The 20,803-nt window shown below is 68.7% G+C and carries 20 protein-coding genes; 7 read left to right on the top strand and 13 right to left on the bottom strand.

The features are described 5' to 3' along the window. Positions 1 to 13: 13 nt before the first annotated feature. Complete coding sequence (locus ODI_RS00920) at positions 14 to 472, top strand: Lrp/AsnC family transcriptional regulator (protein ID WP_067755022.1); 459 nt, start codon at positions 14 to 16, stop codon at positions 470 to 472. Positions 473 to 501: 29 nt separating this feature from the next. On the opposite strand, the gene ODI_RS00915 is transcribed toward ODI_RS00920, so the two are convergent. From ODI_RS00915 to ODI_RS00895, 5 genes are all read right to left on the bottom strand, one after another. Continuing rightward, complete coding sequence (locus ODI_RS00915; RefSeq protein ID WP_067755020.1) at positions 502 to 1,335, bottom strand: AraC family transcriptional regulator; 834 nt, start codon at positions 1,333 to 1,335, stop codon at positions 502 to 504. A 97-nt stretch (positions 1,336 to 1,432) separates the two neighbouring features. Then, on the bottom strand, positions 1,433 to 2,602 hold the full coding sequence (locus ODI_RS00910) for an alpha-hydroxy acid oxidase (RefSeq protein ID WP_067755019.1): 1,170 nt from the start codon (positions 2,600 to 2,602) through the stop codon (positions 1,433 to 1,435). A gap of 121 nt (positions 2,603 to 2,723) precedes the next feature. Continuing rightward, positions 2,724 to 3,242 carry a GAF domain-containing protein gene (locus ODI_RS00905; RefSeq protein WP_231968165.1) on the bottom strand — a complete coding sequence of 173 codons (519 nt, stop codon included), beginning with the start codon at positions 3,240 to 3,242 and terminating at the stop codon, positions 2,724 to 2,726. 7 nt (positions 3,243 to 3,249) lie between these two features. Further along, positions 3,250 to 4,224 (bottom strand): Bug family tripartite tricarboxylate transporter substrate binding protein, encoded by a 975-nt coding sequence (locus tag ODI_RS00900; RefSeq protein ID WP_067755016.1) that lies wholly within the window; start codon positions 4,222 to 4,224, stop codon positions 3,250 to 3,252. A 95-nt stretch (positions 4,225 to 4,319) separates the two neighbouring features. After that, complete coding sequence (locus tag ODI_RS00895) at positions 4,320 to 6,158, bottom strand: gamma-glutamyltransferase family protein (RefSeq protein ID WP_067755013.1); 1,839 nt, start codon at positions 6,156 to 6,158, stop codon at positions 4,320 to 4,322. Between the two features lie 165 nt (positions 6,159 to 6,323). On the opposite strand from ODI_RS00895, the gene ODI_RS00890 reads away from it, so the two are divergent. Further along, positions 6,324 to 7,256, top strand: coding sequence for a LysR family transcriptional regulator (locus ODI_RS00890; protein WP_067755010.1), 933 nt, complete (start codon positions 6,324 to 6,326; stop codon positions 7,254 to 7,256). A gap of 28 nt (positions 7,257 to 7,284) precedes the next feature. Here the strand turns inward: ODI_RS00890 and ODI_RS00885 are convergent, their stop codons facing one another. The 4 genes from ODI_RS00885 to ODI_RS00870 all read right to left on the bottom strand — a co-directional run bounded on the left by ODI_RS00885 (position 7,285) and on the right by ODI_RS00870 (position 11,065). Continuing rightward, the gene (locus ODI_RS00885) at positions 7,285 to 8,160 is read right to left on the bottom strand and encodes an ABC transporter permease (protein ID WP_067755006.1); all 876 of its coding nucleotides are present in this window, start codon (positions 8,158 to 8,160) and stop codon (positions 7,285 to 7,287) included. 27 nt (positions 8,161 to 8,187) lie between these two features. Beyond that, positions 8,188 to 9,042 carry an ABC transporter ATP-binding protein gene (locus ODI_RS00880; protein ID WP_067755003.1) on the bottom strand — a complete coding sequence of 285 codons (855 nt, stop codon included), beginning with the start codon at positions 9,040 to 9,042 and terminating at the stop codon, positions 8,188 to 8,190. A 3-nt stretch (positions 9,043 to 9,045) separates the two neighbouring features. Next, on the bottom strand, positions 9,046 to 10,077 hold the full coding sequence (locus ODI_RS00875) for an ABC transporter substrate-binding protein (RefSeq protein ID WP_067755001.1): 1,032 nt from the start codon (positions 10,075 to 10,077) through the stop codon (positions 9,046 to 9,048). An 82-nt stretch (positions 10,078 to 10,159) separates the two neighbouring features. Further along, the gene (locus ODI_RS00870; protein WP_067754998.1) at positions 10,160 to 11,065 is read right to left on the bottom strand and encodes a TauD/TfdA dioxygenase family protein; all 906 of its coding nucleotides are present in this window, start codon (positions 11,063 to 11,065) and stop codon (positions 10,160 to 10,162) included. A gap of 212 nt (positions 11,066 to 11,277) precedes the next feature. Between ODI_RS00870 and mnmE the strand changes: the two genes are divergently transcribed. After that, positions 11,278 to 12,639 (top strand): tRNA uridine-5-carboxymethylaminomethyl(34) synthesis GTPase MnmE, encoded by a 1,362-nt coding sequence (gene mnmE / locus ODI_RS00865; protein ID WP_067754995.1) that lies wholly within the window; start codon positions 11,278 to 11,280, stop codon positions 12,637 to 12,639. 33 nt (positions 12,640 to 12,672) lie between these two features. Here the strand turns inward: mnmE and ODI_RS00860 are convergent, their stop codons facing one another. Together ODI_RS00860 and ODI_RS00855 are read right to left on the bottom strand one after the other, a co-directional pair. Next, a complete protein-coding gene (locus ODI_RS00860) occupies positions 12,673 to 13,668 on the bottom strand; it encodes a Bug family tripartite tricarboxylate transporter substrate binding protein (protein WP_074046813.1) in 996 nt (331 codons plus the stop codon). Between the two features lie 2 nt (positions 13,669 to 13,670). Then, positions 13,671 to 14,900 (bottom strand): amidase, encoded by a 1,230-nt coding sequence (locus tag ODI_RS00855; protein ID WP_067754992.1) that lies wholly within the window; start codon positions 14,898 to 14,900, stop codon positions 13,671 to 13,673. A 76-nt stretch (positions 14,901 to 14,976) separates the two neighbouring features. On the opposite strand from ODI_RS00855, the gene ODI_RS00850 reads away from it, so the two are divergent. Beyond that, a complete protein-coding gene (locus ODI_RS00850; protein ID WP_231968164.1) occupies positions 14,977 to 15,894 on the top strand; it encodes a LysR substrate-binding domain-containing protein in 918 nt (305 codons plus the stop codon). Positions 15,895 to 15,927: 33 nt separating this feature from the next. Here ODI_RS00850 and ODI_RS00845 read toward each other — a convergent pair whose 3' ends face one another. Both ODI_RS00845 and ODI_RS00840 read right to left on the bottom strand, forming a co-directional pair. Continuing rightward, the gene (locus ODI_RS00845) at positions 15,928 to 16,269 is read right to left on the bottom strand and encodes a nucleotide pyrophosphohydrolase (RefSeq protein WP_067754986.1); all 342 of its coding nucleotides are present in this window, start codon (positions 16,267 to 16,269) and stop codon (positions 15,928 to 15,930) included. A gap of 55 nt (positions 16,270 to 16,324) precedes the next feature. Continuing rightward, entirely contained in the window at positions 16,325 to 17,242 is a 918-nt protein-coding gene (locus ODI_RS00840) for an AraC family transcriptional regulator (RefSeq protein WP_067754983.1), read from the bottom strand. A gap of 179 nt (positions 17,243 to 17,421) precedes the next feature. On the opposite strand from ODI_RS00840, the gene ODI_RS00835 reads away from it, so the two are divergent. The 3 genes from ODI_RS00835 (at position 17,422) to fusA (ending at position 20,785) form a co-directional block, all read left to right on the top strand. After that, entirely contained in the window at positions 17,422 to 18,105 is a 684-nt protein-coding gene (locus ODI_RS00835; RefSeq protein WP_082985350.1) for an SDR family oxidoreductase, read from the top strand. After that, entirely contained in the window at positions 17,988 to 18,572 is a 585-nt protein-coding gene (locus ODI_RS00830; protein ID WP_067754980.1) for a TetR/AcrR family transcriptional regulator, read from the top strand. Before ODI_RS00835 ends, ODI_RS00830 begins: the two co-directional genes overlap by 118 nt. A 113-nt stretch (positions 18,573 to 18,685) precedes the next feature. Beyond that, on the top strand, positions 18,686 to 20,785 hold the full coding sequence (gene fusA / locus ODI_RS00825; RefSeq protein WP_067754976.1) for an elongation factor G: 2,100 nt from the start codon (positions 18,686 to 18,688) through the stop codon (positions 20,783 to 20,785). Positions 20,786 to 20,803 lie beyond the last annotated feature (18 nt).

Below are 20,803 nucleotides of genomic sequence, written 5' to 3'. Positions count from 1 at the left end.
AAATCAGAAGAAAATGAACCTGGACAAGTTCGACCTGGCCATTCTGGGCGTGCTGCAACGCAATGCGCGCGCCAGCCTGAACGACATCGGCGCGGAGGTGGGCCTGTCGTCCACGCCCTGCTGGAATCGCATCAAGCGCATGGAGGCGGCGGGCGTCATCCGGGGCTACACCGTGGAGATCGACCCCGCCAGCCTGGGCTACATGGATACCGTGATCGTGCACGTCACGCTGGAAAGCCACAGCGAGGAAACGCTCTATGAGTTCGGCCGCGCACTGGCCTCCATCCCCGAGGTGCTGGAGGCCTTCCTGGTCTCGGGCGACTACGACTACTACATCCGCATCGCCGTGCGCGACACGCGCGATTATGAACGCCTGCTGCGCGAGCAGTTGTACCGGATCCCGGGCATCCGGCACAGCAAGTCGTCCTTCGTGCTGCGGCGGCTGAAGGAGACGCCGCTGCCGCTGGGTTGAGGCCCCAGGCCCGGCCACGGCATGGCTTCTTACGCCAGCGGCAGGTAGATGCGCGTCAGCAATGCCGCCGGCGGCGTGGTCTTGGGGTCGTTCAGGTAGGCCTCGAACACCGGCACGTCAGCCGGCTCATGCCCGCTCTGCGCCAGCCACGGCCCGAAGAGCCAGGCATAGGCCGCCTCCAGTTCGCTGTAGGGCCCCACGTGTTCCAGCACCGCACAGCGCCCGGCAGGCAGCGCCACGCGCTCGAACACCGCATCCAGGTCGGCGTCGGCCGCCACGGGAATGCCTGCGCTGGAACGCAGTGCGTCCACGGCGGTCTGCGCCGGATCGTCGTAGTACACGCCGTAGCCCACCGTCTCGGTGTCGGCCAGGCCACGGGCGCCGGCCAGCATGTACAGGCGGTCGAACGCGGCGCCGATGGCTTCGTAGCTGCCCCGATGCGGCAGCGTGGCCAGGGTCAGGCCGGAGAAGTCTTCCAGGGTAACGGTGTGCATGATGGGCTCCTGGGGATGGGGAAGCCGCGCGCGCTGCGCGCGGTAACGTCCTGGCGCCAGCCCATAGGCTTGCGTGAAAGCCCGTCCGAACGCGGCGGCGGATTGATACCCCGCGCGCCGCGCCACCTGCGCCAGGCTGCGCCCGCCTGTCTCCAGCTCACCCGCCGCACGATGCAGGCGCATGCGCTGCGCCGTGGCGGTCACGGTCTCGCCCGTCATGGCGCGATACACGCGGTGGAAATGGAAGGGCGACAGGCAGGCCAGCTCGGCCAGGTGGTACAGATCCGGCTCGTCGTCCGGATGCGCCATCAGCCAGTCGAGGACGGGCAGAAGGCGATCGGCATGGCGCAGGCGGGTCTCGGTTTTCATGCAAGCCTCATGAGGCGGTCCAGTCCCGTCAGGCTACGCGCGGCGCGTATGCCGATCTTGCGGTTTTGCCGCGCACGCGCGCGCGGCAAGACATCGCTCAGGCGGGGTAGGTGCCCGGCACGAGGATGCCCTGATCGACCTTGTCCACCTGCGTGCGGCCGCACAGGGCCATGGTCACGTCCATTTCCTTGTACAGGATTTCCAGCGCGCGCTTGACACCCGGCTGGCCGAAGGCGCCCAGGCCGTACAGGAAGCTGCGTCCGATCATCGCGCCACGCGCGCCCAGGGCCACGGCCTTCAGCACGTCCTGGCCCGAACGCACGCCGCCGTCCATGAGCACCTCGATGCGCGAGCCCACGGCATCGGCAATCGCCGGCACCAGGCTGATGGACGACACCGCGCCGTCCAGCTGGCGCCCGCCGTGGTTGCTGACCACCAGGGCATCCGCGCCCGTGTCGGCAGCCATGCGCGCATCCTCGACGTCGAGGATGCCTTTCAGGATCAGCTTGCCGCCCCAGCGCTTCTTGATCCATTCCACGTCGGCCCAGCTCAGGCAGGGGTCGAACTGTTCCGCCGTCCACATCGACAGCGAGGACATGTCCGACACGCCCTTGGCGTGTCCCACGATGTTGCCGAAGGTGCGGCGCTTCGTGCCCAGCATGCCCAGGCACCAGCGCGGCTTGGTCGCCAGGTTGATGAGATTGGCCAGCGTGGGCTTGGGCGGCGTGGACAGGCCGTTCTTGATGTCCTTGTGGCGCTGGCCCATGATCTGCAGGTCCAGCGTCAGCACCAGCGCCGAGCAGCCCGCCGCCTTGGCGCGGTCGATCAGCGCCTCGATGAAGCCGCGGTCGCGCATCACGTACAACTGGAACCAGAAAGGATGCCCACCCGTGCCCGCGGCCACGTCCTCGATCGAGCAGATGCTCATCGTCGACAGCGTGAAGGGCACGCCGAACTCCGCGCAGGCGCGCGCGGCCAGGATCTCGCCGTCGGCGTGCTGCATGCCGGTCAGGCCGGTCGGCGCGATCGCCAGCGGCATGGCGGCGTCCTGGCCCACCAGCGTGGTGCGCAGGCTGCGGCCCTCCATGTTGACCGCCACGCGCTGGCGCAGCTTGATCTTCTGGAAGTCTTCCTCGTTGGCGCGATAGGTGCCTTCGGTCCAGGCGCCGGAATCGGCATAGTCATAGAACATGCGCGGCACGCGGCGCTTGGCAACCACGCGCAGGTCTTCGATGGTGGTGATGCGGGAGAGATCGGGGGCGGACATGGATGGAGAATCTGGAAGGAGTCATCCCCAGCGCGGCAAGGCAGGCCTTGCGCGGATGGGCTGCTGGGGGCGTCGGTAGCGCGAGGATACAACTTTCCGCGCCGCGACGCCCCCCGCCCGATCAATGCACGCGCGCGCGCGCCGCGAGCACGAAGCCCGGCAGCGCAAGCAAGGCGGCCCAGCGCGCCGCCTCGATCTTGGCGTCCGTCACCCGCGCATCGGCCATCAGGAAGTTGACCGTGCCCAGGCAATCGCCGGCCAGCACGACCGGCACGTTGATGACCGAGCGCAAACCCAGCGCAACGATGGCGGCATGGTCGTCGAACGACTGCGCGATGGCGGCTTCGCCCTCGCCCACGAACACGCGCTGCTCCAGCAGCACGTGCCGGCCCCAGTCCGTGCCGGCCTTGGCCTTGCTGCCCCCAGGCGGGTAGGCCTCGGGGTTGGAGCTGTAGAGCCGGTGCAGGCGCAGCGCGCCGGCGTCCAGCTGGTTGACCGTGCACAACAGGTGGCCCAGGGACCTGTGCATGCGCCGGTCCAGCTCGGCGAACAGCGCTGGCGCATCGCCGTGCGCGCAGGCCGCTGACAGCGGCGTCACGTCATCCAGGAACGCCGGATCCGCGGCGGCAAGACTCGTCATGCTCATCCTATTCGACCTGGATGCCCAGTTCCTTCACCAGCTTGCCGTACTTCGCGGCGTCCGCGCGCAGCAGCGTGTCGAAGGCCTCTGGCGTGCCCTGGCGCACTTCCACCGCCATGCCTTCCATCTTGGCGACGACGTCGGGACGCGCCAGTACCGCGTTGATCTCCTTGTTCAGGCGCTGCACCAGCGCCGGATCCATCCCCTTCGGACCGAAAGCGCCGTACCACACGGCCATCTCGTAGCCCGGCACGCTCTCGGCCACGGTCGGCACGTCGGGCAGCAGGGGCGAACGCTGCGCCTCGGTCACGGCCAGCAGCTTCAGCTTGCCGCCCTTCACGTGCGGCAGCGTCTGCGTGCCCGCGCTGAAGAACAGCTGCGTGCGGTCGGCAGCCGTATCCAGCACGGCGGGCGCGCCGCCGCGATAGGGAATGTGCGTCATCTGGATGCCGAGCGCCTTCTCGAACATCGCCGCGCTCAGGTGGTTGGTCGAACCCGTGCCGGCCGAGGCATAGGCGATCTTGTCGGCGTTGGCGCGCGCGTAGTCCACGAACTCGGCCAAGGTGTTGGCGGGCACCGAGCTGCTCACCACCATGGTGTTGGTGACCAGCGCCAATTCCGCGATGGGCGTGAAGTCTTCCACGCCATCGAAAGGCATGGTGGAGAAGAGCGCCTGGTTCATGGTGTGGGTGCTCATCGAGCCCACCAGCAGCGTGTAGCCGTCGGGCTTGGCGCGCGCCACGAAGTTCGAGCCGATGTTGCCCGACGCGCCGGAGCGGTTCTCCACGATGAAGGGCTGGCCCATCGACTGTGTCAGGTGCTCGGACAGCAGCCGCGCCAGGATGTCGGTGGAACCGCCCGCCGCCCACGGCACGATGAGCGTGACGGGCTTTTCCGGATAGGCCGCGTGGGCCGCTGCGCCGGCCAGGCTGGCAAGCGCCAGCACTGGCGCGAGGATCATGCGCTTGAAGAGAGTGGACATGACATTACCCCTTGAATGAATGCCTCCGGTCGATGGTGCCGGATAGGCAGGACAACGCCGCCACGCCTGCATGCCAGGGCGTGGCGGCAAGAAAACTAGCGCCCCACGGCGTAGCCCTGCATGCCGCGCGGATTGGCGCCCGCGCGCAGCAGCAGGCCGCCTTGTCCGTCAGGCTCGCGGGTGCACACACTGATGCGGCCTTCCGACCACGGGCCGCCCACCTTGACCTCATGCCCGGCTTCGCGCAGCGCGGCCAGCGTGGCCTCGGGCATGCGCGATTCCACCGTCAGGCGATTGAGCACGGTGGTGCGCGGCCAGAACGAGGCGGGACCATGATCGACGTGCCACGACGGCGCCTCGATGGCCGACTGCAGGTCCATGCCATGCACCGCGTGGCGCAGGAAGAACGCGACGGTCCACTGGTCCTGCTGGTCGCCGCCCGGCGTGCCGAACACCATGTAGGGCTTGCCGTCGCGCAGGGCCAGGCCCGGCGACAGCGTGGTGCTGGGCCGCTTGCCGGCTTGCAGCCCGCCGGGCAGGCCCTCGTCCAGCCAGCTCATCTGCAGGCGCGTGGTAATGGAAAAACCGAGTTCGGGAATGGCGGGGCTGGAAGACAGCCAGCCGCCGGACGGCGTGGCCGCGACCATGTTGCCCTGCGCGTCGATCACGTCGATGTGGCAGGTATCGCCCACGAAAATCTCGCGCGGCAGCCATTGCGCCACCGGCGGCAATTGCGCGAAGGTGGGCTCGCCCACGCCATAGCGCGTGTCGGCGGTGGTCAGCGTGCGCGCCGACACGCCGGTGTCCGGCAGCACCGGAGGCCGGCCATCCGGGGAACCCGGCTGCAAGGCCGTGGCGGCCGTGGCGCCCACGCCGCGTGCGCGCTCGCGCGCATAGTCGTTCGACAGCAACTGCGCCAAGGGCACGTCGTGGCGCTCGGGGTCGCCATACCAGGCCAGGCGATCCGCGAAGGCCAGCTTGGTGGCCTCGGCCAGGCGGTGCACGAAACCGAAGCTGTCCGGCGCGTGCGCGCCGATGTCCAGGTGCTTGAGCAGGCTCAGCTGCTGCAGGAATACCGGTCCCTGCGACCACGGCCCGCACTTCGCCACGGTATAGCGGCCGAAGTCCAGCGTGGCGGGGTCTTCGTAGGCAGGCCGCCAGCCGGCCATGTCCTCTCGCCGCAGCAGGCCCGTGTTGCGTTCCCCCGTGGTGTCGCGCACGGCCGTCTCGCGGTAATAGCGGTCCACCGCCTCGGCCACGAAACCGTCGTACCACGCGTCCAATGCCGCATCGATGCGGCCTTCCCGCGTCGTGCCGGCAGCCTCGGCCCGCTCGATCACGCGCGCATAGGTCCGCGCCAGCGCCGGCAGGCGGAACAGCGCATTGGCATCGGGCACCTCGCCCCCGGGCAGCCACACGTCGGCCGAGCTCGTCCATTCCTCGCGGAACAGCGCCTGCACCGCGATGATCGCCGACACGATGCGCGGCACCAGCGGGAAACCCTGGCGCGCATAGGACATGGCGGGCGCCAGCACGTCGGCCAGCTCCCAGGTGCCATGGTCGCGCAGCAGCGTCAGCCACGCGCCGAAGGCGCCAGGCACGCAGGCGGGCAGCAGGCCGATGCCCGGCACCTGCTCCAGCCCCATCGCACGGAAGTACGCCGGCTCGGCCAGCTTGGGCGCCGGACCCTGTCCGCACAGCACGCGCGTGCGCTGCTCGCGCTCGCTCCAGAAGATGATGGGCACTTCCCCGCCCGGCCCGTTCAGGTGCGGCTCCACGACCTGCAGCGCGAAGCCGCCGGCCACGGCGGCATCGAAGGCATTGCCGCCGCGCTCGAGCACGCTCATGGCCACTTGCGAGGCCAGCCAGTGCGTCGAGGACACGACGCCGAAGGTGCCCCGGATCTCGGGACGGGTAGTGAAGGAATCGGACATGTGGCGGTACCGTGAAAGTTCGGCCTGCCGGCCCATGGCGCGGGCCGCGCAGGAAATCAGTATAGGAAGACGGAATAACGGGATTACACTTTGTGCGCATGGCGGCATAACCAAATGGTTATGCCATGTCTGTCATGGCTCTCCCCCTGTTCCCGGATCGTTCCCATGCCTGCCGCTCCCCTGCTCTCGCGCCTGAAGCACCGCCACCTGCTGTTGCTGACCGACCTGGCGGAGCTCGGCACCTTGACGCGTGCCGCGGCGCGCGCGGGCGTCAGCCAACCGGCGGCCACCAAGACGCTGGCCGAGCTGGAAACGATCTTCGGGGCGCCCTTGTTCGTGCGTGGCGGCGCACGCCTCACGCCCACCGACCTGGGCCGGCAGGCCATCGTGCGCGCGCATCAGATGCTGCGGGACCTGGAAAACTGGCAAAGGGAAATGGAGGCGTCGCGCGCGGGGCTGCGCGGCCATCTGCACATCGGCGCGGTGCCCTACGTGTCGGGCGACTTCCTGGCGCAGGCGCTGGCCACGCTGCACCGCGAACATGGCGTGGCCAGCACGCTCACGCGGGCCACCAGCGACCAGCTGGGCCGCGCCCTGGCCAATCACGACATCGACTGCCTGATCGGCCGCGCGTCGGCGGCCGCGCTGGGGCCGGAATATCAGCACGAACCGCTCTTCACGCAGAAACCCACGCTGATCGCGCACCCTCGCCTCGCGCGCAGGCTGGCGCAGCGCCTGCCCGATTGGGGCGAGCTGTCGCGCATGAACTGGATTCTGCCCTCACCCGCCACGCCCACCGGCATGATCGTGGCGGAGCTGTTCGCGCAGGCACAGGTTGCCGCGCCCGTGCCCATCGTCGAGACCTACAGCCTCGACATCATCGCCGGCATGCTGCGCGACGACGCCACGCTGCTGTCCATCCTGCCCGAGAGCGTGGCGCGGGACATGGCGCGGCGCGGCGACATCGGCCTGGTCGACTGGGACCTCGGCTGGATGCTGCCGCCCGTCACGCTGATCCGCCGCCGGCGCGACACGCCGCAACCCGCGGAAGAGCAGCTCGCCCAGATCCTGCGCGCGCTGTGCGCGACGATGCCCTGACGGGATGGCAGCGATCACCGCGCACGCATCAACGCTGCATGCCCCAGCGGCGCACCGTCACGCGCTCCAGGGTCTCGAACACCAGGTTCTCCACGACCAGGCCGATCAGGATCACGGCCACCAGGCCCGCGAACACGCGGTCGGTGTAGAGCTCGTTGCGATTCTGGAAGATGTACCAGCCCAGCCCGCCCTTGCCGCTGGTCGCGCCGAACACCAGCTCGGCGGCGATCAGCGTGCGCCACGCGAAGGCCCAGCCGATCTTCAGGCCGGACAGGATCGAGGGCAACGCCGCCGGCACCAGGATGTGCAGCACATAGCGCAGGCCGCGCAGGCCATAGTTGCGCCCCGCCATGCGCAGGGTTTCCGCCACCGACAGGAAACCCGTGTACATGCTGAGCGCCACGGCCCAGACCACCGAGTGCACCAGCACGAAGATCAGGCTGCCCTCGCCCAGGCCGAACCACAGCAGGGCCAGGGGCAGCAGCGCAATGGCAGGCAAGGGATTGAACATGGCCGTGAGCGTGGCCAGCAGGTCGCGTCCCGGCTGCGTGGACACCGCCAGCGACGTCAGGATGAAGGCGAGCGTGATGCCGGCCAGGTAGCCTTGCACCAGCACGCCCAGCGACAAGCCCGCGCGCTGGACCAGCTCGCCGCTGGCCAGGCCGTCGAAAAATGCCTGCGCGGTCTGCAGGAAGCCGGGCAGCAGCAGGTCGTTGTCCTGGTAGCGCGCCAGCGCTTCCCACAGCACCGCCAGCACGATCAGGATGAGGCTCTTGCGCAGCCAGCCTTGCGACCACAGCCGCGCGCCCAGCGACACGCGCCGGTCCGGTTCGATGTCGGTCAGCGGTTCGAGCTCGACCAGGTATTCAGGACGCAGCGCGCCGATGTCGGGTGAAGTCGCCATGGTGTTCGTCTATTCCTTCAGGCCCTGTCAGGCCGCTGCGCGGGCCAGCACCTGCGCCTGCGCGGCATGCGGCACCGCCGGCTCGTCGAAGAGCAGGTCGTGGATGCGGCGCGACGCCGCCTGGAACGCGGGCGATCCCGCACTGTGCAGGCCGAAGGCATGCGCGTCCAGCTCGGCGCGCACCCGTCCAGGATGCGGCGACAGCAGCAGCACGCGATTGCCCACCACCAGCGCCTCGTCGATGGAGTGGGTCACGAACAGCAGCGTGAACGGCGCGTCTTCCCACAAGGCCAGCAGCTCTTCCTGCATGCGCCGGCGCGTCAGCGCATCCAGCGCCGCGAAGGGTTCGTCCATCAGCAGGATGCGCGGCTGCATGGCCAGCGCGCGCGCAATCGCCACACGCTGCTTCATGCCGCCCGACAGCGTGTGCGGATAGGCTTGCACGAAGGCCGACAATCCCACCTTGTCCAGATAATGGCGCGCACGCGCCTCGGCTTCCTTGCGCGACAGCTTGCGCGCCACCTGCAGCGGAAACGCCACGTTCTGCAGCACGGTCTTCCACGGCGGCAACTGGTCGAACTCCTGGAAGACGACGATGCGGTCCGGGCCCGGCTCGCGCACGGGCTTGCCATCCAGTTCGATGCTGCCTTCGCGCACCGGCACGAAACCCGCCACCGCCTTCAGCAGCGACGACTTGCCGCAACCCGACGGCCCCAACAGGATGTAGCGGTCCGAAGGCAGCACGTCGAAGCTCACGCGATGCGTGGCGCGCACCACGCGCTCGCGGCTGCGGTATTCCAGCGTGGCGCCGCGCACCCGCAACAGGGGGTCCGGCAGCGACGGGACAACAGCGCTCAGTTCGCGCGTGGCGTCTCGCGTCATCGTTCAGCTCCCTTGCGCGGTCAGCGCGTCGTCGAAGAAGTAGTCGCGCCAGGATGCCGGCTTGTTCTTGATGGCGCCCACCTCGTGCATGAATTCCGCAAGCGCATAGGTATTCTGCGGCGCGACCTTGAACTGGATCTCGGGGTTCTTGATGATCTTGATGAGGAAGTCGCGGTCGATCTTCGCACCCGTCACGCGCAGGTAGATATCGGCGGCCTCTTCCGGCTTGGCCGTGATGAAGGCGGCGGCTTCGGCCAGCGCGTCCTGGAAGGCCTTGTAGGTCTTGGGGTTCTCCTTGCGGAACTTCTCCGTCGCGAAGAGCACGGTGGCCGAGCTGGGTCCGCCCAGCACCTCGTAGGAATTCAGCACGATGCGCGCATTGGGATTGCCCGCCAGCTCCTGCTCCTGGAAGGGCGGATTGCCGAAGTGTCCCGTGATCTCGGTGCCGCCGGAAATGATGGCCGCCGCCGCATCCGGGTGCGGCACCGCCAGCGAGATCGCATCGAGCTTGTTGTACTGCTCCTTGCCCCACAGCTTGGCAGAGGCCAATTGCAGCACGCGCGACTGCACCGACACGCCCACCGCCGGCACCGCGATGCGGTCCTTGTCGGTGAAGTCGGCGATCGTCTTCACGTTCGGGTTGTTCGAGACCAGGTAATAGGGGAAGTTGCCCAGCGAGGCCACGCCCTTCACGTTCTGGCGGCCATGCGTGCGGTCCCAGATCGTCAGCAGCGGGCCGACGCCCGCGCCGGCGATATCGATGGACCCCGACAGCAGCGCATCGTTCACCGCCGAGCCGCCCGACAGCTTGCGCCACTCCACGGCGATGTCCACGCCGGCGGTCTTGCCGTGCTTCTCGATCAGTTGCTGGTCGCGCGCCACGTTCAGCAGCAGGTACACGATGCCGAATTGCTCGGCGATGCGCAGCTGGCCTTCGGCGTGCGCGGCAGGCGCGGCGGCGACGCCGAGCGAGGCGGCCACCACGGCGGCGCCCACGCGGGTGGACAGGCGGGAAAGGAATGCGGGAATCTTCATCGGGATGCTCGTTTGCGCTCAGGCGTCAGGGGCGGCGGGCCGGGTCTTTTTCGAAGGTGTTTTCGCTGGGGGAAGGATGGCTTCAGAACGGCGCGTCGCCCTCGATCGTCGTGCGGTACAGCTTGCGGCGCAGATGATCCGGCGTGCCGCCTGCCAGGTGCATCAGCGAACGGTTGTCCCAGAACACCAGGTCATGCGGCTGCCAGCGATGGCGGTAGACGTATTGCGGCTGCACGCTGTGCGCGAAGATTTCGTCCAGCAACGCGCGGCTTTCGTCGGCGGGAATGCCTTCGATATGCGTCGTGAAATGCTCGCTCACGAAAAGCGCCTTGCGGCCCGTCTCCGGATGCGTGCGCACGATCGGATGGCTCACTTCCTGCACCTGCGCCAGCTGCTGCGCGCTGAGCGTCGGACGCCACGTGGCGTCCTTCTGCATCTGTCCATACTTGGCCAGATAGGTATGCACCGCGCGGCGGCCCTCCACCGCCTGGCGCAGCCGCGCGGGCAGGTCGTCCCAGGCTCGGTGCATGTCCGCGAACAAGGTATCGCCGCCTTCCGCCGGCAGCTCCTGCGCGTGCAGCAGGGACCCCAGCGCGGGCAGCTCCTTGTAGGAAATGTCCGAATGCCAATACTTGCCCGCATCGCCCAGCCCGATGGGCTTGCCGTCCTCGACCACGTTGGACACGATCAGGATTTCCGGGTGGCCGGCCAGGTGGAACTGGTGCAGCACGTGGATCATCAGCTTGCCGAAGCGGCGGCTGAAGGCAATGTGGTCGGCAGGCGTGATGTCCTGCCCGCGGAACACCACCACGTGGTGATCCAGGTGCGCGCGATGGATGCGCGCGAAGTCGGCGTCGTTCAGCGCCTGGCCCAGGTCCAGGCCGATGATCTCGGCGCCCAGTCCGCCTTCCAGCGGACGGACCTCGAAAGACTGCGGCGGCGCGGCGCGCGGCGACAAGGGTGCATCGAAAGCGGTGGCAAGGGACATGGCGGGCTCCGGAAGGGACAGGCACTGCTACGGGCGGTCTGCGCCGACGGCGCGTCCACCCTGGGTGTTGGGTCTGCTTCATTATTCAGAACCCGCCCCGCCCGCGTAAAAGACTATCTGGGCGTTTGGACATAACGCCGCCACATAACAAGACCTTGTCCACCGGGTGCGCAGTTATATTTACGGCTGTTTCCGCCCCCTCTTTTTCCTGCATGGCCGCCTCCGACCTCGACCCCATCGCCGCCATCGCCACCGCCCCCGGACGCGGCGGCATCGGCGTCGTGCGCATTTCCGGCCAGGACCTCCGCGCCCTGGCGCGCACGCTGTTGGGCCGCGCCCCCACGCCGCGCCACGCGCACTTCCTGCCCTTCAACGACGCACAAGGCGCCGCCATCGACGAAGGCATCGCGCTCTTCTTCGACGCGCCGCGTTCCTACACCGGCGAGGACGTGCTGGAACTGCAAGGCCATGGCGGACCCGCCGTGCTGCGCCGGCTGCTGGCGCGCTGCCTGGAAGCCGGCCGCGAACAGGGCCTGCGCCTGGCGGAACCCGGCGAATTCACGCGCCGCGCCTTCCTGAACGAACGCCTGGACCTGGCCCAGGCCGAGGCAGTGGCCGACCTCATCGAGGCCTCGTCGGAAGCCGCCGCGCGCGGCGCCATCGCGTCGCTGTCGGGCAAGTTCTCGGGCGAGATCAACGCGCTGGCCGAGCGCATCATCCAGCTGCGCCTGCTGGTGGAAGCCACGCTGGATTTCCCCGAAGAGGAAATCGACTTCCTGGAGAAGTACCAGGCACGCGGCACGCTGGCCGGCATCACCGCCACGCTGGACACGCTGCTGGCCCAGACGCGCCAGGGCGCCATCCTGCGCGAGGGCCTGCACGTCGTGCTGGCCGGGCGCCCGAACGTCGGCAAGTCCAGCCTGCTGAATGCCCTGGCGGGCGAAGACGTCGCCATCGTCACCGACATCGCCGGCACCACGCGCGACAAGGTCGTGCAGCAGATCCACCTGGACGGCGTGCCGCTGCACATCGTCGACACGGCGGGCCTGCGCGAGACCGCCGACACCGTGGAAAGGCTGGGCATCTCGCGCAGCTGGGCCGAGATTGAAAAGGCCGACGTCATCCTGCACCTGCGCGATGCGCGCGAGCCCGACGTGGCGCTGGATGCGGAGATTGCTGCAAGACGCCATCCGCGCACGCCGGTGCTGGCCGTGTTGAACAAGGCGGACCTGCTGGCCGAATGGCCGCAAGACCTGCCGCAGGACACGCTGGCGGTCTCGGCGCGCAACGGCCAGGGCCTGGATGCCCTGCGCACGACGCTGCTCGGCCTGGCGGGCTGGACGCCCGGCGGCGAATCACCGTGGCTGGCGCGCGCGCGTCATGTGCGCGCGCTGGAACTGGCGCGCGAGCACCTGACGGTGGCCGAGCAGCACGCGGCGCAGGACGACCGGGTGCTGGACCTGTTCGCGGAGGAATTGCGGCTGGCGCACGAGGCGCTGGGCGAAATCACCGGGCAGTTCTCCAGCGATGACATGCTGGGACGGATTTTTTCGAGTTTCTGCATCGGGAAGTGATCCAGGCGCGGCCTGCGTGCCGCACGCCTGGCATCAATCCACCGTCGCGCCCGATTTCGCCACCACTTCCTTCCACACCTGAAGCTCGGCCTCCTGGCGCACGGCCAGTTCCTTCGGGCCTTCCTCCAGCACCTGCATGCCCATCTTGTCGAAGCTCTCGCGCAGGCGCGGGTGCTTCATGGCCTGGGCGATCGCATCCGACAGGCGCGTGATCACCGCGGCGGGCGTGCCCTTGGGCGCATACACCGCCACCCACATGTCGCTCTCGAAGCCCTTCACCTGTTCGCCGATCGCAGGGACGTCAGGCAGCACCGCATTGCGCTGCGCGCTGGCGATACCCAGGGCGCGCAGCTTGCCCGCGCGGATGTTCTCCAGCAGCGAGGGCAGCGTGCCGAACAGGATGGGCACCTGGTTGCCCAGCACGTCGGTCATGGCAGGCGCCACGCCACGATACGGCACGTGCTCCAGCGAGCCGCCAGACTGCTGCGCCAGCATCTCCGGCAGCAGGTGGTTCAGCGTGCCGTTGCCGGCCGAGGCGTACTGGAACTGACCCGGTTTCTCCTTCATCAGCGCAAGGAACTGCGCCAGGTCCTTGGCGGGAAAGGACGGATTCACCGTCAGCACGAAAGGCACGCTGCCCACCGCCGCCACCGGTTCGAAATCCTTGATGGGATCGAAGCCCGGGTTCTTGTACAGCCAGGGCACGATGAGCTGGTTGCTGTTGGCCGTGACCAGCAGCGTGTAGCCGTCGGCCTTCTCGCGCATGGCGCTTTGCGTGCCGATGACGCCGCCCGCGCCGGGCTTGTTGCTGACCACCAGCGGCTGGCCCAGCACCGGGCTCAGGGCCTCGGCCAGCGCGCGCGCCACCACGTCCACGCCGCCGCCGGCGGCGGTGGGCGTGACCAGCGTGATGGGCCGCGTCGGGAAGTCCGCCTGCGCGGCGGCGGTGCCCGTGGCGCCCAGCAGCATGGCCGCGGCCGTGGCGGCCAGCCAGCGTGCCGGCCTGGCGAAGGTGAGCGTTTTCCCCATGATTATTTTTCCTCGTTGAACAGGACGTGATGAAGGCGCTCGCCCCAGGCGAGCAGTGTGAAGTCGTTTTCCCAATCCGCCACCAGTTGGACGCCCAGGGGCAGGCCCGTGGCGTCCTTGCCCAATGGCAGATGCAGGCAGGGCCAGCCCAGCACCGACCAGGGTTTGGCGAAGGCGGGCGAGCCGGTATGCGCGATGCCCGCGGGCGCCGCGCCCGGCACGCTGGGCGTCAGCACCAGGTCGGCATCGCCGGCAAGCGCGGACCAGGCCGTGCGCAGGCGGCGCTGCACGGCCAGCGCGGCGCGGTACTGCGCGCCATCGATGGCCAGGCCGTGCGTGACGGCCTCGCGCAGCACGGCGCTGACACCGTCGGGGGCGCGCCTGGCCACTGGCGCCAGGTTGCGGGCGAATTCGTAATGCATCAGCACGTCGTGCGCGGCCATCAGTTCTCGCAGCGCAGCCTGCGGCACGCGTGTCTCGCAGCGGGCGCCCAGGGCGCGCAGGCGGTCGGCCGCGCGCGCCAGCGTGGCCGCGCCGTCTGCACTCAAGGTTGCAGCGGGACTCCAATCCACCACCGCCACGCGCAGGCCCGGCAGCGCCGGCAAGGGCGCAGCGCCATCGGCAACGGCCGGCAGCAGCACCTTGCCCACCTGCGTGGCCGTTGCCACCGAGTCCGCATGCCAGCCGATCACGTCCAGCGAATCGCAGGTCGACGCAAGTCCCGCGCGCGAGACCAGGCCGAAAGTGGGCTTGAAGCCGACCACGCCGCAATACGCGGCGGGCCGCACGATGGAGCCGCCCGTCTGGGTGCTGAGCGCGAAAGGCACCATGCCCGCCGCCACCGCCGCGGCGGAACCGCTGGATGACCCGCCCGGCGTGTGCGCCGGTGCGTGCGGGTTGCAGGTCGGGCCGGGCGTGCGGAAGGCGTATTCGGCCGTCACCGTCTTGCCCACCGGCACCGCGCCCGCCGCCCGCAAGGCCGACACGCAGGCGGCATCGAAGGCGCGGGGGCCGGCATCGGATGCCTGGGCGCCGCAACGCGTGGGCATGCCGGCCACGTCGATCACGTCCTTCACGCCGAAAGGCAGGCCCGAGACGGTACCGGCCACGCGTGCAGGCCAGGCCTGCGGCCAGTCCGTCTCGGCCAGGTGCGCCCAGGCCCGCAGTTGCGGCTCGCGCTCGGCGATACGCGACAGGCGGTCAGGGCGGGAAGAGGCGGGGGGCTGCGGCATGCGGGTTCCTGTGAACGATTCCCCGCATGGTAAAAATCGGACTGTTAGCAGTCCAATACTGAATTTCGCCAGGATTATGAGCGTTTCAGAATTAATGCGCCTGGACGGCAAGCTGCTCGTGACCTTCTGCGTGGTCGCGCAGGAGCTGCATTTCGGCCGTGCCGCGCAACGGCTGTGCATCAGCCAGCCGCCGCTCAGCCAGCAGATCAAGCGCCTGGAAAAACTGGTGGGCACGCCGCTCTTCGAGCGCACCACGCGCTCTGTGTCGCTGACCCCCGCCGGCGCCGTGATGTTCCATCGCGCCAGCCGGCTTTGCGCAGACATGCAGGAAATGCTGCAGCTCACCCGGCAATCCGCGCAGGGCCTGCACGGCAGCCTGCGCGTCGGGCTCGCACCCAGCGCGGGCTATTCGCCCGTGGTGCAGGCGCTGCAGGCCTACCGGCGCCAACATCCGCAGATCGCGCTGTCGCTGCACGAGATGAATTCCGTCCACATGCCGGCGGCGCTGCGCGCACGCGAACTGGACGCAGCCGTCATGCGACCCTTCGCCGCGCACGCCGACATCGACACGCAGTGCGTGCATCGCGAAGCGCTGGGGCTCGTTGCCTGCCATGACGACCTGGTGGGCGGCGCAAGGATCAGCCTGGCGCAGGTCGCGCAATCGCCGCTCATCGGCTACGAGGCCGACCACTCGCCCTATTTCCGGCAGTTGCTGGACGACCTCTTCCAGCAGGCCGGCCTGGCGCCGCGCATCGTGCAGGAGAGCCGCCTGCCCACCATCCTGACGCTGGTGGAAGCGGGCGTGGGCCGCGCCATCGTGCCGTGGTCGCTGGCGCGCCTGCATGCAGACACGCTCAAGTTCATCCCCGTCGACGAACTGGCGCCGCGTCCGGCCAGCCTCGTCATGGCGACCCTGCGCGGCAACGCCAACCCCGCGCTGGCCAACTTCGTCGCCACGCTGCTGGCACACCCCGGCACGCAAGCGCAGGAGTGACGCGCACCGTCGCGGGTAACGGGCTTGCTCGCCCTAACGGCCCCCCAGCAGCGTCTTCCCGGCCGCCACCGGAAACCGCCCCGCGTTCACGCGCAGCTTCTCCTGCGCCGCCTGCACCGGGTCGATGCCCAGTTCGCTGGACAGCTGCACCAGGTACAGCAGCACGTCGGCGATCTCGGCGCCCACCTCCTTGCGCTGTTCGGCGGACACATGCCGGCTCTCGGCCTCCGTCATCCACTGGAAATGCTCCAGCAACTCGCCCGCCTCCACCGTCAGCGCGGCGGCCAGGTTCTTCGGTGAATGGAAAGGCTTCCAGTCGCGCTCGCGCGCGAACTGGTCCAGGGCAAGGGCAAGGTCTTTCAGGGAGTCGGCCATCTTGGTTTCCTGCGTGATTCCAGGCCCAAGCATACCGGCGCCACGGCGGGCGATCTCAGTCCTGCACCGCCACGGCGCCCGTCATCTGTTCGCGCGCCCGGTCCACGTCGCGCATGGGCGGCATGCCGTACAGGCGGCTGTACTCGCGGCTGAACTGCGAAGGGCTCTGGTAGCCGACACGGTATCCGGCACTGCCCACGTCCAGCCGCTCGATGAGCATCAGGCGGCGCGCCTCGTGCAGCCGCAGGCGCTTCTGGTATTGCATCGGCGTCATGGCCGTCACCGCGCTGAAATGATGATGCAGCGACGACACGCTCATGCCCACGTGCGCGGCCAGCGCTTCGATGCGCAGGGCATCGGTATAGTGCTCGCGCAGCCAGGCGATGGCGCGCGCGATCTTGTTGCTGGGGCTGTCGGTGGCGGCAATGCGCAGCAAGGTCGCGCCGCAAGGTCCGCTCAGCAGCCGGTACAGGATCTCCTGCTCGATCAGCGGCGCCATGGCGGGAATATCCGCCTGGCGGTCCAGCAGCCGCAACAGCCGCAAGGTGGCGTCCAGCAATTCCGTGGGCGCCTGATTCAACTGGATGCCCAGCGGCGTATCCGCGGCGGGCAGGGAGGGCGCTTCCATGCGGGCCAGCACTTCCTGCAGGCACGGCCCCTCGATTGCCAGGCCCAGGCCCAGCAAAGGCTTCTCCGGTGACGCCAACGTGATGCAGGACACCACCGGCAGGTCCAGCGACACCACCAGGAAATCTCCCACGCCATATTCGATCACCGTCTCGCCCAGCATCAGCCGCTTGGCACCTTGGGTCACCAGCACGAAGCAGGGCTGCTGCTTCGTGTGCAAGGCTTGCGAAGGCCGGCTGCGGCTGCTGACGAAAAGGCGCGGGATCGCCGTGCCGCCGTCGCCGTCTTCGCTGGCGTATCGGGCAATGATCCCGTTGATCTCGCGGTAATAATCCGCTGGCTGCATGAAAGAAAACTCCCGTAAGGGCAGACGCTTGGATGGCTGCCATCCTGCCTGATCCCCCGAGGGCGGAACAGGGCCCTGCCAGAGGATTGCAGGATCGTGCATGAAACGCGGAGGATCAGGATAACGCTGCGAGGCGCGCGCGCGACACACTGGCGCCATTCCTCGATCCGGAGACCGACATGCAGAGAATGCTCCCCCGCAGCGTGCTGGTGACCGGCGCCTCCCACAAGGCGGGTGCCAGCGCCGCCAGGGCGCTGGCCGCCCAGGGCGCGGCTGTCGTCTTGAGCGATGCGCCCGGCCATCCCCGCGTGGCGCGCACGGTGGCCGCCATCCGGCGCGCGGGCGGCCTGGCCATTTCCGTGCCTGCCGACCTGTGCCAGGCCGATCAGGTGCAGGCGCTGTTCGACGTGGCGGAAGCTGCCTTCGGCACGCCCGAACTCATCGTCCACCACGCCGGCCCCTGCGTGCGCGACGCCGCCGACCCACGGGGCGCCGCACAGATCACCGGCACGCTGCTGGTCGTCCAGGAGAGCGCCCGCCGCCTGGGGCCCGACGGCGGCACCATCCTCAACCTGGATGGCGGCTGGACGCGCGACAGCGGGTCGCCCATGCAGACGCTGGTCCAGGGCTACGCCCCGGCGCTGGCGCAGCGCAATATCCACATCCGGTCGGTGCGCGCCCACGGTTGGCGCGCCTTGCGCTACAGTCCCGTTATAGATACTTTCATCCATAACACCGCCCACCCATGGCCAGACCCCGCCAATTCGACGCCGACACCGTGCTGGATGCCGCCAAGCACTTGTTCTGGGACAAGGGCTTCGAAGCCACCTCCACGGAGGACCTCTGCCAGGCCATGGGCCTGAGCCGGCAGAGTTTCTACAACGCCTTCGGCGGCAAGCGCGAAGTCTTCCTGGCCGCCCTGGAACGCTACGCGGCCGAACGCACCGACGCGCAGATCGCCTTGCTCAGTGACGCCCCCGCCCCCCTGCAGGGCCTGCGCGAGCTCCTGCAGGCCGTTGCCGCCCACGCGCCCGACCGCCGCAAGCTGGGCTGCATGAGCGTTGCCACGGCCAGCGCCTTCGGCGACGAAGACGCCGACGTCTCGGCCATCCTGCGCCACCACGGAATGCGCCTGCAGAAAGCCATGCAGGCATCGCTGTCGCGCGCGCGCGACCAAGGCCAGCTGCAGGGCGACACCGACCTGCCGCTGGCCGCCCAGTTCCTGCGCACATCGCAGCACGGCATCAGCCTGGCCGCCCGCACCGGCGCCACGCCCGCGCAGCTGCGCGGCATGGCCGAACTCGCGCTGCGCGCGGTCGGCGCCGCCTGACCTTTCCTTCCGGTTTGTCCCCGCCGCGCAACGGATCATCCTGCCCCTATCCAGTTATAGACAATAGTGTCTAAAATAGGAGCCTTACTCAACAGGCTTCACGGAGGCCGATCATGACCCGCAAGACACCACTGGAACGCACCCGCAACATCGGCATTTCCGCTCACATCGATGCGGGCAAGACCACCACGACCGAGCGGATCCTGTTCTACACCGGTGTCAACCACAAGCTGGGCGAGGTGCATGAAGGCGCGGCCACCATGGACTGGATGGCCCAGGAACAGGAGCGCGGCATCACCATCACGTCGGCGGCCACCACCGCCTTCTGGCGCGGCATGGCGGGCGACTATCCTGAACACCGCATCAACATCATCGACACCCCGGGTCACGTGGACTTCACCGTCGAGGTGGAACGCTCCATGCGCGTGCTCGACGGCGCCGTCATGGTGTATGACGCCGTGGGCGGCGTGCAGCCGCAATCCGAGACCGTCTGGCGCCAGGCCAACAAATACGGCGTGCCGCGCATTGCCTTCGTCAACAAGATGGACCGCGTGGGCGCGGACTTCTTCCGCGTGCAGCGCCAGATCGGCGAGCGGCTGAAGGGCGACGCCGTGCCCATCCAGATCCCCGTGGGCGCCGAGGCCGGCTTCCAGGGCGTGGTCGACCTCGTCAAGATGAAAGCCATCATCTGGGACGAAGCCAGCCAGGGTGTGCGTTTCTCCTATGCGGACATCCCGGCCGACCTGCGCGAGACCGCGCAGGCCTGGCACGAACGCCTGGTGGAAAAGGCCGCGGAAGCCGACGATGCGCTGCTGGAGAAATACCTGTCCGGTACGCCGCTGGCGGAGGCCGAGATCAAGCGCGGCCTGCGCCAGCGCACCATCGCGGGCCAGATCGTGCCCATGCTGAGCGGCTCGGCCTTCAAGAACAAGGGCGTGCAGGCCATGCTGGATGCGGTGATCGACTATCTGCCCTCGCCGGCCGACGTGCCCGCCGTGCGAGGCCACGATGAACGCGACAACGAGGTCGCGCGCGCCGCCCAGGACGACGCGCCCTTCTCCGCGCTTGCCTTCAAGATCATGACCGACCCCTTCGTCGGCCAGCTGGCCTTCGTGCGCGTGTATTCAGGCATCCTGAAGTCGGGCGACACCGTCTACAACCCGCTCAAGGGGCGCAAGGAGCGCATCGGCCGGCTGCTGCAGATGCACGCCAACACGCGCCAGGAGATCGACGAGGTGCGCGCGGGCGACATCGCGGCCGTGGTGGGCCTGAAGGACATCACCACCGGCGAGACCTTGAGCGATCCCGCGCATCCCATCGTGCTCGAGCGCATGCGCTTTCCCGAGCCTGTGATCTCGCAGGCGGTGGAGCCGCGCACCCAGGCCGACCAGGAGAAGATGGGCCTGGCCTTGAATCGTCTTGCGCAGGAGGATCCTTCCTTCCGCGTGCACACCGACGAGGAATCGGGCCAGACCATCATCTCGGGCATGGGCGAGCTGCACCTGGAGATCCTGGTGGACCGCATGAAGCGGGAGTTCAACGTGCAGGCCAATGTGGGCAAGCCGCAGGTGGCCTATCGCGAAACCGTGAGACGCCCGGCGGAAGACGTCGAGGGCAAGTTCGTCAAGCAGTCGGGCGGACGCGGCCAATACGGCCACGTGGTCATCAGGCTGGAACCGCAAGCGGCGGGCGCGGGCTATGCCTTCGTCGACGCCATCAAGGGCGGCGTGGTGCCGCGCGAGTTCATCCCGGCGGTCGACAAGGGCATCCAGGACACGCTGGGCAGCGGCGTGCTGGCGGGCTATCCGGTGGTGGACGTGAAAGTGACGCTCACCTTCGGCTCCTACCATGACGTGGACTCGAACGAGAACGCGTTCCGCATGGCCGGATCGCTGGCCTTCAAGGAAGCGATGCGCCGCGCGGACCCCGTGCTGCTCGAGCCCGTGATGCAGGTCGAGGTGGAAACGCCCGAGGACTTCACCGGCAACGTGATGGGCGACCTGTCCTCGCGCCGCGGCATCGTGCAGGGCATGGACGACGCGCCGGGCGGCGGCAAGGCCATCCGGGCCGAGGTGCCGCTGGCCGAGATGTTCGGCTATGCCACGTCGCTGCGTTCGCTGACACAGGGACGCGCGACGTACACGATGGCGTTCAAGCACTATGCGCAGGCGCCGCGCACCGTGTCCGAGCTGGTCATCGCGTCGCGCAAGTGAGCCCCACCGCGGCGGGAC

Origin of the sequence: Orrella dioscoreae (genome assembly GCF_900089455.2) — a bacterium.
Taxonomy (GTDB): Bacteria; Pseudomonadota; Gammaproteobacteria; order Burkholderiales; family Burkholderiaceae_B; genus Orrella; species Orrella dioscoreae.
Note: the sequence above shows the minus strand (reverse complement) of the source record. Positions and strands in the feature narration are given on the sequence as shown.